The 15,157-nt window shown below is 67.2% G+C and carries 14 protein-coding genes; 8 read left to right on the top strand and 6 right to left on the bottom strand.

Annotated elements, in window-relative coordinates:
• Nucleotides 1-118: 118 nt before the first annotated feature.
• From EH209_RS13475 to EH209_RS13465, 3 genes are all read left to right on the top strand, one after another.
• Nucleotides 119-586: a hypothetical protein gene (locus EH209_RS13475; protein ID WP_126663375.1), complete on the top strand. Its 468-nt coding sequence runs from the start codon at nucleotides 119-121 to the stop codon at nucleotides 584-586.
• Nucleotides 587-670: 84 nt separating this feature from the next.
• Nucleotides 671-1,843 (top strand): MFS transporter, encoded by a 1,173-nt coding sequence (locus EH209_RS13470; protein ID WP_126663374.1) that lies wholly within the window; start codon nucleotides 671-673, stop codon nucleotides 1,841-1,843.
• Between the two features lie 175 nt (nucleotides 1,844-2,018).
• Entirely contained in the window at nucleotides 2,019-2,594 is a 576-nt protein-coding gene (locus tag EH209_RS13465) for a DoxX family protein (protein ID WP_126663373.1), read from the top strand.
• A 79-nt stretch (nucleotides 2,595-2,673) separates the two neighbouring features.
• On the opposite strand, the gene EH209_RS13460 is transcribed toward EH209_RS13465, so the two are convergent.
• Both EH209_RS13460 and EH209_RS13455 read right to left on the bottom strand, forming a co-directional pair.
• A complete protein-coding gene (locus EH209_RS13460) occupies nucleotides 2,674-3,816 on the bottom strand; it encodes a thiolase family protein (protein ID WP_126663372.1) in 1,143 nt (380 codons plus the stop codon).
• A gap of 258 nt (nucleotides 3,817-4,074) precedes the next feature.
• Nucleotides 4,075-4,413, bottom strand: coding sequence for a hypothetical protein (locus EH209_RS13455; protein ID WP_126663371.1), 339 nt, complete (start codon nucleotides 4,411-4,413; stop codon nucleotides 4,075-4,077).
• Between the two features lie 9 nt (nucleotides 4,414-4,422).
• Here EH209_RS13455 and EH209_RS13450 point away from each other — a divergent pair, with 9 nt between their 5' ends.
• Nucleotides 4,423-4,785, top strand: a complete 363-nt coding sequence (locus EH209_RS13450) for a hypothetical protein (protein WP_126663370.1) — start codon at nucleotides 4,423-4,425, stop codon at nucleotides 4,783-4,785.
• Nucleotides 4,786-4,849: 64 nt separating this feature from the next.
• Here EH209_RS13450 and aroA read toward each other — a convergent pair whose 3' ends face one another.
• Both aroA and EH209_RS13440 read right to left on the bottom strand, forming a co-directional pair.
• Nucleotides 4,850-6,154: a 3-phosphoshikimate 1-carboxyvinyltransferase gene (aroA, locus tag EH209_RS13445; protein ID WP_126663369.1), complete on the bottom strand. Its 1,305-nt coding sequence runs from the start codon at nucleotides 6,152-6,154 to the stop codon at nucleotides 4,850-4,852.
• A gap of 259 nt (nucleotides 6,155-6,413) precedes the next feature.
• On the bottom strand, nucleotides 6,414-7,562 hold the full coding sequence (locus tag EH209_RS13440; protein WP_126663368.1) for a LolA family protein: 1,149 nt from the start codon (nucleotides 7,560-7,562) through the stop codon (nucleotides 6,414-6,416).
• A gap of 218 nt (nucleotides 7,563-7,780) precedes the next feature.
• Between EH209_RS13440 and EH209_RS13435 the strand changes: the two genes are divergently transcribed.
• Nucleotides 7,781-8,968, top strand: a complete 1,188-nt coding sequence (locus EH209_RS13435) for a M24 family metallopeptidase (protein WP_126663367.1) — start codon at nucleotides 7,781-7,783, stop codon at nucleotides 8,966-8,968.
• A gap of 155 nt (nucleotides 8,969-9,123) precedes the next feature.
• On the opposite strand, the gene EH209_RS13430 is transcribed toward EH209_RS13435, so the two are convergent.
• Together EH209_RS13430 and EH209_RS13425 are read right to left on the bottom strand one after the other, a co-directional pair.
• Complete coding sequence (locus EH209_RS13430) at nucleotides 9,124-10,203, bottom strand: NAD(P)/FAD-dependent oxidoreductase (RefSeq protein ID WP_126663366.1); 1,080 nt, start codon at nucleotides 10,201-10,203, stop codon at nucleotides 9,124-9,126.
• Nucleotides 10,204-10,250: 47 nt separating this feature from the next.
• A complete protein-coding gene (locus EH209_RS13425; RefSeq protein WP_126663365.1) occupies nucleotides 10,251-10,982 on the bottom strand; it encodes a GNAT family N-acetyltransferase in 732 nt (243 codons plus the stop codon).
• A gap of 186 nt (nucleotides 10,983-11,168) precedes the next feature.
• Between EH209_RS13425 and EH209_RS13420 the strand changes: the two genes are divergently transcribed.
• The 3 genes from EH209_RS13420 (at nucleotide 11,169) to surE (ending at nucleotide 14,769) form a co-directional block, all read left to right on the top strand.
• Entirely contained in the window at nucleotides 11,169-12,005 is an 837-nt protein-coding gene (locus EH209_RS13420; protein WP_126663364.1) for a prephenate dehydrogenase/arogenate dehydrogenase family protein, read from the top strand.
• Nucleotides 12,002-13,600 carry a small ribosomal subunit Rsm22 family protein gene (locus tag EH209_RS13415; RefSeq protein WP_126663363.1) on the top strand — a complete coding sequence of 533 codons (1,599 nt, stop codon included), beginning with the start codon at nucleotides 12,002-12,004 and terminating at the stop codon, nucleotides 13,598-13,600. The genes EH209_RS13420 and EH209_RS13415 overlap by 4 nt, the downstream gene beginning before the upstream one ends.
• Nucleotides 13,601-13,962: 362 nt before the next feature.
• The gene (gene surE, locus EH209_RS13410) at nucleotides 13,963-14,769 is read left to right on the top strand and encodes a 5'/3'-nucleotidase SurE (RefSeq protein ID WP_126663362.1); all 807 of its coding nucleotides are present in this window, start codon (nucleotides 13,963-13,965) and stop codon (nucleotides 14,767-14,769) included.
• Nucleotides 14,770-15,157 lie beyond the last annotated feature (388 nt).

Below are 15,157 nucleotides of genomic sequence, written 5' to 3'. Positions count from 1 at the left end.
GTCCGTCCCAGCACTGCAACGAAATGACCGACGGACGGACTCTCCCGGGATCCTGAATCTGGCCGCCTCAACCCACCCAAAGCGTCTTTGCGCCGAGTGATGTAAGTATCGCCACACTATGAACCGCCGTTCGTTGCTCGCCGGCGTCGCCGCCTCAGGCGCCGCGATCGCGGGCTGCGCCTCGATCGAAGCGACGGTTTTCCAGGAGTCGACGACCCCAGAGGTCCCGTCGAATCCCGACGATCCGATCGCTCGCGCGACGATCGGTTCCCCGTCGGACGACGACTCGCCCCACCGCGTCCGTCTGTGGAACCGAACCGACGACCAGCGGTCGATCGGGCTCGAGATCGACTCCGAGACGGCCACGTTCGACGGGAGCTACGACCTCGAGTCCGACGCCCACGTCGTCGTCACGATACGCAACCGCGACGAGTACGCTGTGGTCGTCTCCGTCGACGACGCCACCGTCGCGGAGACGACGCTCGAGCCGTCGTCGTTCGACGAACCTTGTCCGGCGACGGAGCTATTCGTCCTCGAGGACGGCGAGTTCGAGTCGACGTTCGAACCCGAGTCCGACCACTGCTAGCCTCGAGGACTCGCGGTCGTCCGCCGTTGGAGCCGTGTCTCGATGGCCTTATCCTCGTCTCTCCGAAACCGGCGGACGGAATTCATGCGTTGGCAGTATCGGTCGACAGTACTCGTCCTCTGTCTGCTCGCGTTCTTCGTCACCTACTTCGCTCGGATGGCGATCAGTCCGGTCATTCCGTTCATCGTCGACGACTTCGCCGTTTCCAACACGCAGATCGGACTCGCTCTGTCGGGGATGTGGCTCGCCTATGGCCTCTCACAGTTCCCCAGCGGCGTCCTCGGCGACCGATACGGGGAGAAACGAGTGATCCTCGTCGCCGTCGGCGGCACGTCGATCGCGAGCCTCCTGCTCGCCCTCTCGCCCGCGTTTCCCGCGTTCGTCGTCCTCGCCATCCTCCTCGGGGCCGTCGCCGGACTGCACTACGCCGTCGCGACGACGCTGCTGTCGCGGACCTACGACGAACTCGGTCGTGCGGTGGGCATCCACTCGATCGGCGGTCCGCTCGCCGGGCTGGTCGCGCCCGTCGCGGCGGCGTGGGTCGGGGCCCGGTTCGGCTGGCGGCCCGCGCTCGCGCTCGCCCTCGGCGTCGGCCTCCCGGTGTTCGCACTGTTCGCGTGGCAGATCCGCCCGACCGAGCCGCGACGACCGGAACGGCCGATGCGCGACCGGTTCGAACTCGCCGCGCTGGTCGACCTGCTCTCGCGGCCAGCGATCGTCTTCACGCTCGCGGTCGCCATGCTCGGCACGTTCGTCGTCCAAGGGCTGCTCACCTTCCTCCCGACGTTCTTCGTCGCCTACCACGACTACTCGGCGACGGCCGCCGGAACGGCCTTCTCGGCGTTTTTCGTCGTGCGAACCGTCGGCCAGTTCTTCCTCGGCGACCTCTCCGATCGAATCGGACGCGACATCGCGATCGGCGGCTCGATGCTTGCGGGGGCGATCGGCCTCTTCGGACTGGTCGGCGCCCGGAGCCGCGTGACCGTCGCCGCCGCTGTGGTCTTGGCCGGACTGGGCTCGAGTTTCTTCGCGGCGCTCGACCCGCGCTTCCTCGACCAGTTCGAAACCGCCGAGCGCGGTGCCGGGTTCGGACTCGTCCGGACGGTCTACACCGTCGTCGGCGCTGCCGGCTCCGTCGGCGTCGGCCTGTCGGCCGACCTGTTCGGCTGGGGGCCGTCGTTTCTCGTTCTCGCCGGACTGTTCTCGATCACGGTCCTCGCGCTCGGCGTGAACCGAGCGTTCGATCTCGGCTACTAATCGCACGACGGCGCGGAGGGGGCGCTACGCGATTCGTCTCCGACGTCGTCCCACCTGTTCGACTCGTGTCTGCGTTGGATCAGTATAACTTATGGAAAACTATGCTAACACATATTCATATTATTATATATGCATGGCGGTCCGTCTAGGAAGTGGGAAGTTTTCTTCCGGTACCATGACTGCACCCACCATCCCAGCAGACGCTCGCAACACGTTCGAAAGCACCATCGGCGGCTACACGGTCGGCGGACGCGCACACAGCCTGTCGGCCTGGTTCGTCCTCTCGCTTCGGCTCATGATGGGTTGGGCGTTCGCCTACTCCGGCTTCACGAAGATCGTCGCGGCCGAACCGTTCAGCGCCGGCGGCTACCTGACCAACGTCGCGGCGACCAACGGTAACCCGCTCGCGGACGTCTTCACCTGGATGGGCTCGACGCCGTGGTTCGTCGAGTTCGCGAACGTCGCCGTCCCGTGGGGCGAACTCTTTATCGGCCTCGGACTGCTCGTCGGCGCGCTCGTCCGTCTCGCGGCGTTCTTCGGCGCGCTCATGATGCTCATGTTCTACTTCGGAAACTGGGACATCGCCCACGGCGTCATCAACGGCGACTTCGCGTACATGCTCGTCTTCCTCGCGGTCGCCGCGTTCGGTGCCGGCCGAATCCTCGGCCTCGACGCCCGCCTCGAGACCTACGACCTCGGTGGCGAGACGTTGCTCGAGCGCTACCCGCGCCTCGAGTACGTCCTCGGCTGAGCAGTCTCACGCTCTCGCTCCCTCTCTTCTCCCGAGAAAACCGATTTTTCGTGACGCTCGAGACCGTCGTTCGACCACCTCAGGGCAGTTCGAATTCGATCGCTGCACCCTGCCCGAAGCCGACGCACTCGGTAGCGATGCCGCGTTTGACTCCTTCGCGGTTCATCTCGTGGATCAGGGTCACGGGCAGGCGCGCTCCGGAACAGCCCAGCGGATGGCCGATGGCGATCGCACCGCCGTTGACGTTCAGCCGGTCCATCGGAATCCCCAGCTCTCGCGCGGAGTAGAGCGTCTGACTGGCGAAGGCCTCGTTGATCTCGACTAGCCCGTAGTCGTCGATCTCGCGACCGGCGCGCTCGAGCAGCCCCTTCGTCGCGGGGACGGGGCCGACCCCCATAATCGTCGGGTCGACGCCGGCGACGTAACTGGTGCCGACCTCAGCGAGGATCTCGAGGCCGCGCTCCGCAGCCAGTTCGCGGCTGGTCAGCATGATGCCGGCGGCGCCGTCGGCGATCTGCGAGGCGTTGCCCGGCGTGACGGTGCCGTCCTCCTTGAAGACAGTCGGCAGTTCGGCGAGTTTCTCCGTCGTGGTTCCGGGTCGGAGCCCCTCGTCCTCGCCATGGACGCCGTCTCCTGTCTCGATGGGGACGATCTCGTCGTCGAACGTGCCTTCCTCGGTAGCCTCGACGGCACGCTGCTGGCTGCGGGCGGCGTACTCGTCCTGCTCCTTGCGGCTGATGTCGAACTCCTCGGCGACCTTCTCGGCCGTCTGGCCCATCATGAGGTTCTCCATCCCGTACTCCTCGTCGAGTTTGGGGTACATCGATCCGCTCTCGGCCGCGCCCATCTTCACGCGACTCATGCTCTCGACGCCGCCGGCGATGACCGCGTCCTGGCGGCCCGCGGCGATCGAATCCGCGGCCTGGATGATCGCCTGCGCCGAGGAGGCACACTGACGGTCGACCGTCGTCGCGGGGACGCTTTCGCCCAGTTCCGAGAACAGCGCGATCTGGCGAGCGATGTTCGTCCGCTGTTCCTCGCGTTGCTGGGCGCAGCCCCAGACCACGTCGTCGACGTCCTCGCCCGAGAGCCCGGTCTCCGCGAGCATCTCGTCGACCAGCGGAATCGAGAGGTCCTCGCTGCGGACGTCCGCGATCGCACCGTCCTCTTTGCCCTGTGCGGTCCTTACAGCGCTAACGATCACTGGTGTAGTGTCTGCCATTGTATAGCACAATCCTCCGTGATTGTAAATAGTTAACTTCTCCGGAAAGCGACGGCCGACCCGTCCGGCCGCTAGAGCGGTGCCACGGAACATCGAGACCCACGGTCCTCGAGTCGCCCCACTCGAAAGCGACACTCCCGTTTGGGTGCCCGACCGCCCGCCGCGCCGTCGCCCTTGTTGCGCTCCGATCATTTCAACACACGTTCTGTCAAAATCCCCAATCATATGTCTGGGAAAACACAACAGGATTCGGTGCCATCAGATCCTCCTCCGACGCTCGCCGCCGGAGCGACCGGTGCTGCGGGCTGTCTGAGCGACGCCCACTCCGACGAAACCGACGACGCGGAGCCCCTCTTTGTGGCCCCAGTCTACGACGCCGACGCCGAGAACTGGGTAATCCATGCCTACGCCGACGAGGCCTACTACGAGGCCAGGGAGGACCACTAGATCCACCTCGGGAAGTTCAAGGGCGTCGTCGATAATCGGGAGATCGAGTAACACGACGCGGCGTTCACCGAATACCACGACGACGTCTATCGAGCAACCGTCGATTTCGGTCCGACGCCGGCCGATTCCGAGGATCCCCGCGTCGTTCACGTCTCGAACATGACCGTCGAGGAGGCCGATAGCGACGAGACGGGCCCCGAAGTGGGCGGCTTTCTGCGACCGAATGTCGTCGACCGCGACCCGCCCGAGGTTCCGGACATCGAGTTCGCGTTCGAGTACGACGAGGCGGCTCGAGAAGTCACGATCACTCACGAGAGCGGCGAGACGGTTCAGGGCGCGTCTATGGAGATCTGGATCGGAGACGATCGCACCGACGAGCAGTTCTCTGGCGAGATCACGCCGGACGATCGGGTCACCGTCACAGTTACGGATGCGAACCCGGGTGACCCCCTCACGATTGTCTGGCATAGTCCTGAAACCGACGAGGAAATCCCGCTCGGCAGCTTCGAGATTCCGGAATAAGTCGGTGCCGACCCGAGCGACGATACCGCCCCGTCTTCCGTCCGCTCCGGACGGAATACCGTCGCTACTTCCCGTCGTCGTGCTCGAGGGCGACGCCTAGCTCCTCGAGCAGTCCGAAGAAGCCGGGGAACGAGACGTCGACGTGGTCGGCGTCCTCGATGGTCGTTTCGCCGTCGGCGACCAGCCCCGCGAGCGCCAGCGACATGATGATCCGGTGGTCGTCGCAGCCGGAAACGATGGCGCCCTCGAGTCGGGAGTCGCCGCCGTGGACCGTCAGCGAGTCACGCTCCTCGGTGGTTTCGACGCCCATCTTGCCCAATTCCTTGGCCATCGCGCTCACGCGGTCGGTCTCCTTGTAGCGGACGTGCTCGGCGTTCGTAATGCGCGTGTCGCCGTCGGCGACGGCGCCCAGCGTCGCGAGCGTCGGCAGCAGATCGGGCGTGTCCTCGACGTCGACCTCGATACCCGTGAGGGGAGCGCTCGAGACGTCGATGGTGCCCGCATCCTGGTCCCAGTCGACGTCGGCGCCCATGCGCTCGACGATCTCGACGATAGCGGTGTCGCCCTGGGCACTCGGGTTGGCGCCCTCGATGCGGACGCCGTCGCCATCGTCGCCGGCGATCGCCCCCGCCGCGAGGGGGTAGGAGATCGACGAGAAATCGCCGGGCACGGCGTAGTCGCCGCCCGCGGGCCGGTAGGACTGACCGCCGTCGACCGCGAAGCCGTCGTCGGTCTGGCGAGCGTCGACGCCGAAGTCCGCGAGCACCTCGAGCGTGATGTCGACGTACGGCGCGGACTTGAGCTCGGTCTCGAGGTCGATCTCGATCCCCTCGTCGGTGACGGCGCCGGCCATCAGTAGGGCGGTGATATACTGCGAGGAGACGTCGCCTGGGATCGAGACCGCGCCGCCCGACAGCGGCCCGGTGACGACCAGCGGCGCCAGTCCGTTGCCCCGCGTGCTGTAGGCTTCGGCGCCGAGATCGGAGAGCGCCTCGAGCAGCGGTCCCTGGGGCCGCGAGCGCAGCGATTCGTCGCCGGTGAGGACGGTCGTCCCGTCGGCCAGCGCCGCCGCGGCCGTGACGAGCCGCGTCGTCGTCCCGCTGTTCGCGCAGTCGATGACGTCCGCCGGCACGTCGGGCCGTCCGTCGAAGCCGTCGATCTCGAGGGTGGCGTCCCCGTCTCGGGTGACGTCGCCGCCGAAGAGGTCCACTGCCCGCGCAGTCGCCTGCGTGTCCGCGCTCCAGAGCGCGTCTCGGACCGTCGCCTCGTCGGCGTAGCCCGCCGCGAGGATCGCTCGGTGCGTGTAGCTCTTCGAGGGCGGGGCCCGCGCCGTCCCCTCGACGCTCGAGGGCGTGATAGTGACGTTCATGGTCGCCCTGTGGAGTGGCCCCGCCTTACCGATACCGATCCGTGCAGTCGCCGCGGACGGTTCGGTGGTTACCCCGCCCGGCGCGTGGTGTGTTCCGTCCAGCAGCGATCCGTCGACTCGAGATTTCAGGTGCCCCTTCCGAAACTATGCGGGTGCACAGTTCAGGGAGGACCGGTCGTCCAGGTTGCGCTCCTCGTCGTCTCCGAACTCGTCCGCTGGACGCTCGGCCTGCTGCGTCTCTTCGGCCGAGCGCGAGCGCCTACGGACAGCCGATCGAGGCTGCGATCTCTCGGATCGGCTCGCCCTCGACCAGACTCGAGACCTCGTAGCTCAGGTCGTCGCAGTCCCAGAAGATGCTCTGGATCCGGCCGTCACGATAGTAGGCCGTTCGGCCGTCGATCTCGATCTCCTCGAGGACGTCCGGATCGAACCGGCCCTGCTCGCGGACGACGACGTAGAGTTCGCGGGCGACGACGTTCGGATCGTTGTACCACAGCGTCGTCGTCACCCCGCCGTACTTCTCGGCTCGCTCGACGACGGTGATTCGATCGAGGAGGTAAGCGTCGGGGATCGCCGCCTCCGGCAGCTCGTAGGGGACGTTCGCCTTGGCTTCGTCGATCGAGTCGAAGATCCCCTCCGGTTCCGTCCCGTCCGTGACGACCGTCGCGTCCGCCGGCGGCTGGTAGGTGAACGTTTCCGAGTCGACGCCCTCGTCGATCGCGAGGTCCTCGTAGGTGACGGTCAGTCGGTAGCGGATCTCGCCGCCGTCGCGGACCTCGTTGCGCTCCCTGACCGGATACCGGTACTCGTCGTCGATACAGATCGTCCGGGTGACCTCGAGATCCTCGAGGTCGTCGGTCGACAGCGGGACGGCGTAGGTCGTATCGCCGACGACGAGATTGAGTTGCCGCCCGGTCTCCTCGATCGGCGGCCGCGTCTCGACGACGTGGGCCTCCCGGCCGTCGACGGTCGTCGTCCCCTCGTAGCCGAGCCGGTAGTTCTCGAGCAGGCTCTCGAGGACCCGCAGCGTCCGGTCGGCGTCGACCTTGGTGCCGTGAAACTGGATGTCGACGAGCTCCTCCTCGGGGTTGTACTCCCACGTCGTCTCGCGGTTGGTGACGGTGACCGATCCGACCGGCGCGTCCGGATCGGTCGACTCCAGGACCTCGAGGCGCTGCTTGGCCGGCGGTTGGCGGACGACGCGTTCCGTTCGTTCGACGGTGTCAGACGGTGTCTCGACCGACAGCGTTCGGCGGGCCCTGAGATCGTGCAGGTGGCGACGCGTCTCGATTGCGTCACGGAGCAGCGCCTCGCTCGAGGGCCCGTCGTCGGCAGACGGATAGCTCACGCAGCCGGCGAGCGAGACGCCGGCGCCGGCACCGACCGTCAGAAACCGTCGACGCTTCATGCACGGGGGACTATCGTCGAAATTTATAAGTTTATGGGTTGTCCGGTGCCACACTCGAGTCCACAGTCGAACGAGCAACGCGAGTGAAGGAGCGGACTCGCCGGCAGTCACGCGAGCAAAGTGAGTGTGACTACGGCGGGATCGATGGCCGAGCGACCGAAGTGAGCGAGTGAAATCGGTCCCGCCGACATTATGTGGCCGCCCGTTCCACACCCGCTATGGAACTCGACGTCGACCTCGCCCCGTTGCGCGAGCACCTCGAGAGCGACCGGCTGGACGGCTACCTGATCGACGACGACGCCTCGGACGCCGACCAGCGGTACGTCTCCGGCTTCACGGCGCCGGATCCCTACCAGACGCTGGTCGATGACGACGGCACCCACCTGCTCGTTTCGGGACTCGAGTACGGCCGCGCGACGGCGGACGCGAGCGCCGATTCCGTGACGCGGCTGTCGACCTACGACTACCAGGAGCTGGTCGGCGAGCACGGCGCCTACGAGGCCAAGAGTCGCGCGCTCGCGGCGTTTCTCGAGGACCACGGCGTCGAATCAATCGCCGTCCCGCAGAACTTCCCGACGGGGACCGCGGACGGCCTCCGCGAGCAGGGGCTCGCGGTGACGGTCGAATCCGAGGGGATCGTCGAGACCATCCGCGCGACGAAGACCGACTGGGAACTCGAGCAGATTCGCTCGAGCCAGCGGGCCAACGAGGCCGCGATGGCCCGCGCGGAGGAACTGATCGCGACCGCCGATATCGAGGACGGCCTTCTGGTGCGGGACGGCGAGCCGCTGACCAGCGAGCGCGTCACGGAGGCGATCGAGATCACGCTGTTGCGCCACGGCTGCGCGCTCGACGAGACTATCGTCGCCTGCGGCGCCGACGCGGCCGACCCGCACGACCGCGGGAGCGGCCCGCTCGCGGCCGACGAACTGATCGTGATCGACATCTTCCCACGGGACAAGGAGACGGGCTACTTCGCGGACATGACCCGGACCTTCGCCCGCGGCGAGCCGGGTGAGGAAGCCCGGCGACGGTACGAAGTCACGCGGGAAGCCTACGAGACCGCCCTCGAGGCCGTCGAAGCGGGCGCCACCGGCGCCGAGGTCCACGGCGCGGCCTGCGACGTCATCGAGGGCGCCGGCTACGACACCCTCCGGAGCGATCCGAACACCGAGACCGGCTTCATCCACAGCACCGGCCATGGCGTCGGGCTGGATATCCACGAACAGCCGAGCGTCTCGCCCGCCGGCGGCGACCTCGAGCCCGGCCACGTGATCTCGATCGAGCCCGGCATCTACGATCCCGCCGTGGGCGGGGTCCGCATCGAGGACCTGATCGTCGTCACCGAGGACGGCTACGAGAACCTGACCGACTATCGGGTGGGACTCGAGCCGACTGCAGAGTAATCGGTCTCTCGATCCGGAATGTTGGTGCCGGCTCGGATTCGTTCTCCTTCGGTGGCGCAGTGTCGGGACGCAGTTCACTTCCCTGAGGTCGTCACTTCGTTCGACCTCGATATCGCTCACTACGTCTCAGTGCGCGCCACTGCGAAGCCGGTCGTTCAGTTCGATACGTTCTCCGCGATACGCTCGCCGGTCTCGAGGCCGTTCCGTAACGCGGCGTGGAGTCGCCCCTCGCCGGCGACCCAGTCGCCGAGACAGTACAGGTCTACGTCCTCGGCGGCCCGAACCGGTTCGCGATCGACGCCGTCCTCGGGCAGCGCGTAGCGCCAGCCCTGGTGGTCCGTCCAGTCGGGTTCGTGCAGGCGGTCGTCGCCCAGCAGATCGGCGGTCAGTTCGGCGAGGGCCTCGAGGGTTGCGTCGGGGTCGTCGTCGTAGCGGTCGACGGACCACTCGTGGTTGGCCTGGACGACTAGCAGCGACTCGCCGTCGGGGACGTGCCCCGGCTTACACTCCTCGCGGCCGATCCACCCGATCTCGTGGGCCTTGTCCGTGTTGACGAGCGCGTAGTAGGGGACGTCAAGTTCGAACGGGTAGTGGAACACGCCCGTCCAGATCGTTCGGTAGGGGACGGCCTCGGCCGCGTCGGCGAGCCGTTGCGGAACGTCGGAATCGGCGTCAGCGTCGGTATCAGTATCGGCGTCCCACTCGGCCGACCGCAGCAAATCGGCGGTCTGTGGCGCCGGCGGGTTCAACAGGAGGGCGTCGAACGGTCCCCACCGGTCGCCCGCGTCGTCCTCGAGTCGCCACGTCCCCGCGGCCGACTCTCGAGAAATCGCCTTGACGCGCGTGTTGCGGTGGATCGTCGCGTCGGTGCGCGCGAACAGGCGCTTGGCGATCTGGGTCAGCCCAGCCTCGTAGGTCCACTTGTGGTCGTCGGCGTCCCGACCCTCGGAGATCTGGCCGTCGGCGTCGAAGGTCCAGACCGGGTCGGTGACGTCGACCAGCCCGTCGGTCTCGAGCGTCTCCGTGAGTAGGTCGACGACCCGCTTGTCGTCGGATTTGACGTAGTTCGCGCCATAGTCGTATGTGACATCCTCTCGCCGGCGGGTGGCCGCGCGCCCGCAGAGGCCGCCGGACTTCTCGAGGACCGTCACCGAAACGTCGTCGCTCGCGGACTCGAGCGCGTACGCGGCGGCGGCCGCCGCCGCACCCGCACCGACGATTCCGATCCGTGTCATGGTCGGAACTCACGGGGCGGGCGGTCAAGAATCCCGGCACCGTCGGCTCACAGCTCGCGGGCCATCATCACCTCGTCGACGGGGTCGCCGTCGATCTCGTAGTGGTCCCGGCGGATCGCCTCGGTGTCCCAGCCGTGTTCGGTGAGGAACTCGAGAGCGCGGTCGTTGGTGATGGGAACGCTGTTGTACACCTTCCGGTAGCCGTTGGCTTCGGCCCACTCGAGGCCCCGCTGGAGGAGTTTGCTTCCGATCCCGTGTCCCTGGTGGGCCTCGCGGACGCCGACGGTCTGCTGGGCGGTCCCCCGAAGCTGATCGACCTGCGGGAGGTCGAGGTGGGTCCAGCCGACGACGTCGCCGTCGATCGTCGCGACGAAGAACATCCGGGATTTGATGGTGTTGTGTCTGGTGACGGTATCTTCGTAGAGGAGTTCCTCGGCGATGGCCTCGGCGACGACGTAGGTCTCCTCGGCTGTGACGTCCCTGATCGTCTCGATGAGCCCGTCGAAGTCGGACTGGCGTCCCGGCCGGACGACGAACGTTCGGTCGTCGGTCTCGTGTTCTGCGACCGCGCCGAACTCGACGGCGATCTGCAGCGTGCCGCCGTCTTCCTCGAGATAGCCGTCGGCCTTCAGCGACTCGAGGTGGGACTCGAACTCCGTGGACGGCAACGCTACCACGTCCATGACTTTGTGTCGCGCAACGGTTCCGTTGCGCTCGACGTACTCGTAGATCCGTCTGCTGGCGTCGGACGAAAACGTCGGCCGCTCTGGCACGCCCATACGGCCAGTACGGAGACCGGTGAGTTAACATTTGGGAGTAGATAACACACCTCGTGGAAATAGCCATCGGGAACGAGACGTTCGACGAACTGACGGACGGCCGGTGCGGACGCCTCGAGCGAGCGGACGGTCACGGGAGCCGATCGATCGAACCGCTTTTGCGACGCCGGACGGTAGCAGGGGCCGATGGACGTACTGATCGTCGGCGCGGGGGCGATGGGGACGTGGCTCGGCCGTGCCGTAGACGCTTCGGTGACGTTCGCCGACGTCGACGCCGACGCCGCGGCCGCCGCAGCCGACGCGGTCGGGGACGACACCGACACCGCGCCGCTCGAGGGGACCGACAGCTACGACGTGGTCTGTATCGCGGTGCCGATGACCCACGCCGTCGAGGCCGTCGCCGACCACGCCGACCGTGCAGAGGGGGCGATCGTCGACGTCTCCGGCGTGATGGGGCCGCCCCTCGAGGCGATGGCGACGCACGCGCCCGACCTCGAGCGGGCGAGCCTCCACCCGCTGTTCGCGCCCGAGCGAGCGCCCGGTTCGATCGCCGTCGTCCGCGACGCCGCCGGACCGACGATCGAAACGCTCCTCGACGCGCTCGCGGCGCGGGGCAACGACCTCGTCGCGACGACAGCGACGGAACACGACGACGCGATGGAGACGGTCCAGGCGGCCACCCACGCCGCCGTCCTGTCATTCGCGCTGGCCGCGGAACCGGTCCCCGACGGCTTCGAGACGCCGATCTACGAGGGACTGGAGACCCTCGCTGAACAGATGACCGAGGGGACGCCCCGCGTCTACGCCGACATCCAGGAGGCCTTCGACGGCGCCGACGCGATCGCCGACGCCGCCGCGACCGTCGCCGACGCCGACCGCGAGGAACTCGAGACGCTCTATCAGGAGGCGGCCGATCGGTGGCAGTCCGACGCGGCGACCGATTCCGGCGAACCGAACGGCCGGACGGAGAGCGAAATGAACGGACAACCAAACAGCGAGACGAACGGAGAATCAACCCGATGAGCGACCAGCGCGACTCAGTCCGCTCGAACGCGAAGTACCTGCAGAACGTCCGCCCGATCGACCCCGACGAGATCTGCGAGTACGTCGAGGGCAACCCACACCCGGCGGTCGTTCGCCAGCACCTCCGCGAACTGGCGCCCGAACTCGAGTTGGTCAAGCGCGACGACGGTACCTTCGTCCCCGTCACGGACGATCCCGTCGCGCCCAACCGCGGCCCCGTCGAGCGCTTCCCCGCGGCGTACGAACAGCGCCTCGAGGACCTGCTCGTCGAGCGCTACGGCGTCGACTGGCACGCGGACGCCACGGGCGAACTCCTGCGGTCGACGATCCGGCGGTTCAAGAGCCGCTATCTCGAGCGCCGGCCGGTCGAGTACGACGACGACGTCGCCGCCGGCTACGCGATCTACCACCTGCCGGGCTACTACGCGGCCGTCCAGTACGCGCTGGACGACCTCGCCGAGCGTGGCCTGCTGGGACGGTCGCTTCGCGTCCTCGACATTGGCGCCGGCGTCGGCGGCCCCGCGCTGGGGCTCTGTGACTACCTCCCCGACGACGCCCTGCTCGACTACCACGCCGTCGAACCGAGCGCGGCCGCCGACGTGCTCGAGGAACTGCTCGAGGAGACCGGGCCGAATGTCCACCCGACGATCCACCGGACGACCGTCGAGGCGTTCGACCCCGGCGCGGTGGGCGCGGGCGACGCCGACGGCGACGCGTTCGATCCCACCGCCCCCGACGACGGCTTCGACCTCGTCCTCGCCTGCAACGTCCTGAGCGAACTCGAGGACCCGGCGGCCGTCCTGCGGTCGGCCCTCGAGACGCTCGCGCCCGACGGGACGCTGCTGGCGATGGCGCCCGCGGACAAGAACACCAGCGTCCGACTGCGCGAACTCGAGCGCGAACTCGAGGACGAGCGACTATGGACGCCCGCGGAGATGGGCTTCGACGAGTCCGACGACGACAGCGAAGTTGAAGGGGCTGAAGAGACCGAAGCGGATGACGCCGCTGCCCGCCGCGGCCGGGTGACCGTCTACGGCCCCACCGTCCGCCTCTGGCCAGGCGAGCGCCCGACGGATCGGGGCTGGACGTTCGACGTCAGGCCAGACCTCGCCGTTCCCTCCTTCCAGCGGAAACTCGACGAGGCGACGCCGGCCGACGACGCCGAGCACGCCCCCGGCGAGTTCGTCAACGTCGACGTCCAGTTCTCGACCTCGCTGTTACGCCTCGACGGAAAGCGGCGGATCGACCTCTCGCTCGAGACCAGCGACTGGGCGAAGATGGCCGAGATGGAACGCCACGTGACTAACCGGATCGACCTCGTTGCGGCGAAACTCAGCCGCTCGCTGAGCGACGCCGACCGCGAGGGCGGCGATCACGGCGGCCGCTCCAACCCGCTTTTCAAGATCAGCGACGGCAGCGAGTCGATCGACCACTACGCCGTCGTCACCGCCGAGAGCTCGCTCAACCGGCCGCTGCTCGAGGCCGACTACGGCGAGGTCTGCTCGTTCGAACGGATCCTCGCGCTCTGGAACGACGACGAGGAGGCGTACAACCTGGTCGTCGACGAGGAGACGATCGTCGACCGCATCGGCTGAGCGGTCGGTGGGTCGGCGATATCGGTATCGGACTCCGTGACGACGGGAGACGTCGATTCAGAGAGGACGGGCGCTCACTTCTCGTCTGGCGTGGGCCCGTCGCGTTTCCCGTCTCGATACTCGTCGTATAGACGCAATGGCCAGAAGTCACCCCGCAGTATCTTCACTAGAAACATCGCAAACGGAATCCCGACGAGAACGACGACCAGCGCGACGATAACCGGGAGTTCAGATTGCATTACGTCGTGATATACTTCTGAAATAATAGTTCTGGCGACTCCCGAGCGATCGGCCTCGGGGCCGGCCTGCCATAGACCTGCCAAAGCGGTGGGCTTTTCGCGCCGGCCTCCGACCCGAACGATATGAGCGACCCCCTCGAGATCCTGTTGACCAACGACGACGGGATCGACAGCACCGGCATCCGGGCGCTGTACGACGCCCTCTCGGAGCTGGGCAACGTGACCGTCGTCGCCCCCGCGACCGACCAGAGCGCCTGCGGCCGCTCGATGTCCCACGAGGTCGACGTCGAGGAGCGCGAGCTGGGGTACGCCGTCCACGGCACGCCCTCGGACTGCGTCGTCGCCGGGCTGGCCGAACTCGGCCCGTTCCCCGACATCGTCGTCGCCGGCTGTAACGAGGGCGCGAATCTGGGCGAGTACGTCCTCGGGCGCTCGGGAACGATCAGCGCCGCCGTCGAGGCCGCGTTCTTCGACGTCCCCGCCATCGCGACGTCGATGTACGTCCCACCCAAACGGGGGCCGCTGAGCGAGATCGACCTGCAGCCGGAGGACTTCGACGAGGCGACGCGTGTGACCTCTTACTTGGTCGAGAACGCCCTCGAGGCGGGCGTCTTCGAGCACGCGGCCTACCTCAACGTCAACGTCCCGCTGGCCGACGGCGACCCGGCGCCGCTCGAGGTCACCCGCCCCTCGAAGCGCTACGAGATGGACGCCAAGCGCGACGGCGACCGCGTCCACCTCCAAGACCGCGTCTGGGAGCGAATGGATCCCGAGACGCTGCCCGACCCCGAGGGGACGGACCGCCGCGCGGTCGTCGAGGGACGGATCAGCGTCTCGCCGCTGACCGCCCCGCACTCGACGAACCGTTACGAGGGGCTGTCGGCGCTGGCCGACGCGTACCCGGAGTCCGTCGACTCGACGGAGCGATAATCGACCCGAAACCAAGGAGTGATTGATATGGCCTGCCAGACCGATGAGGCGACCCGGGGACGCGCCGACCGCTACCGAACTGATTTGTATCGGCACGGTGAACGAACAGCCATGGCGTGGGTCGAGATCGAACGCCGGCTGCCGACTGCGTCCCTCGAGCGTGCCCAAATCGGCCACTGCGCGCGTGGTCCGCTGTGACGCCGTGTCGCGGCGAGACCGCGTGTCTACTTGGTGACGAGATAACCGACTTGCGGTTCGCAAGGCCCGTGCTATTCGCCGACCGCAGCGTTACGATAGCCAGACCATAATTAGCAGCTACAGAGATAGGTACCAAATGAAACACAAAAGCAAGGTAGATCGGTATCCAACGGACACAACTAGCGACTAC

It is taken from the genome of Haloterrigena salifodinae, from assembly GCF_003977755.1.
Lineage (GTDB): Archaea > Halobacteriota > Halobacteria > Halobacteriales > Natrialbaceae > Haloterrigena > Haloterrigena salifodinae.
This window is presented reverse-complemented; position numbering and strand designations above follow the sequence as displayed.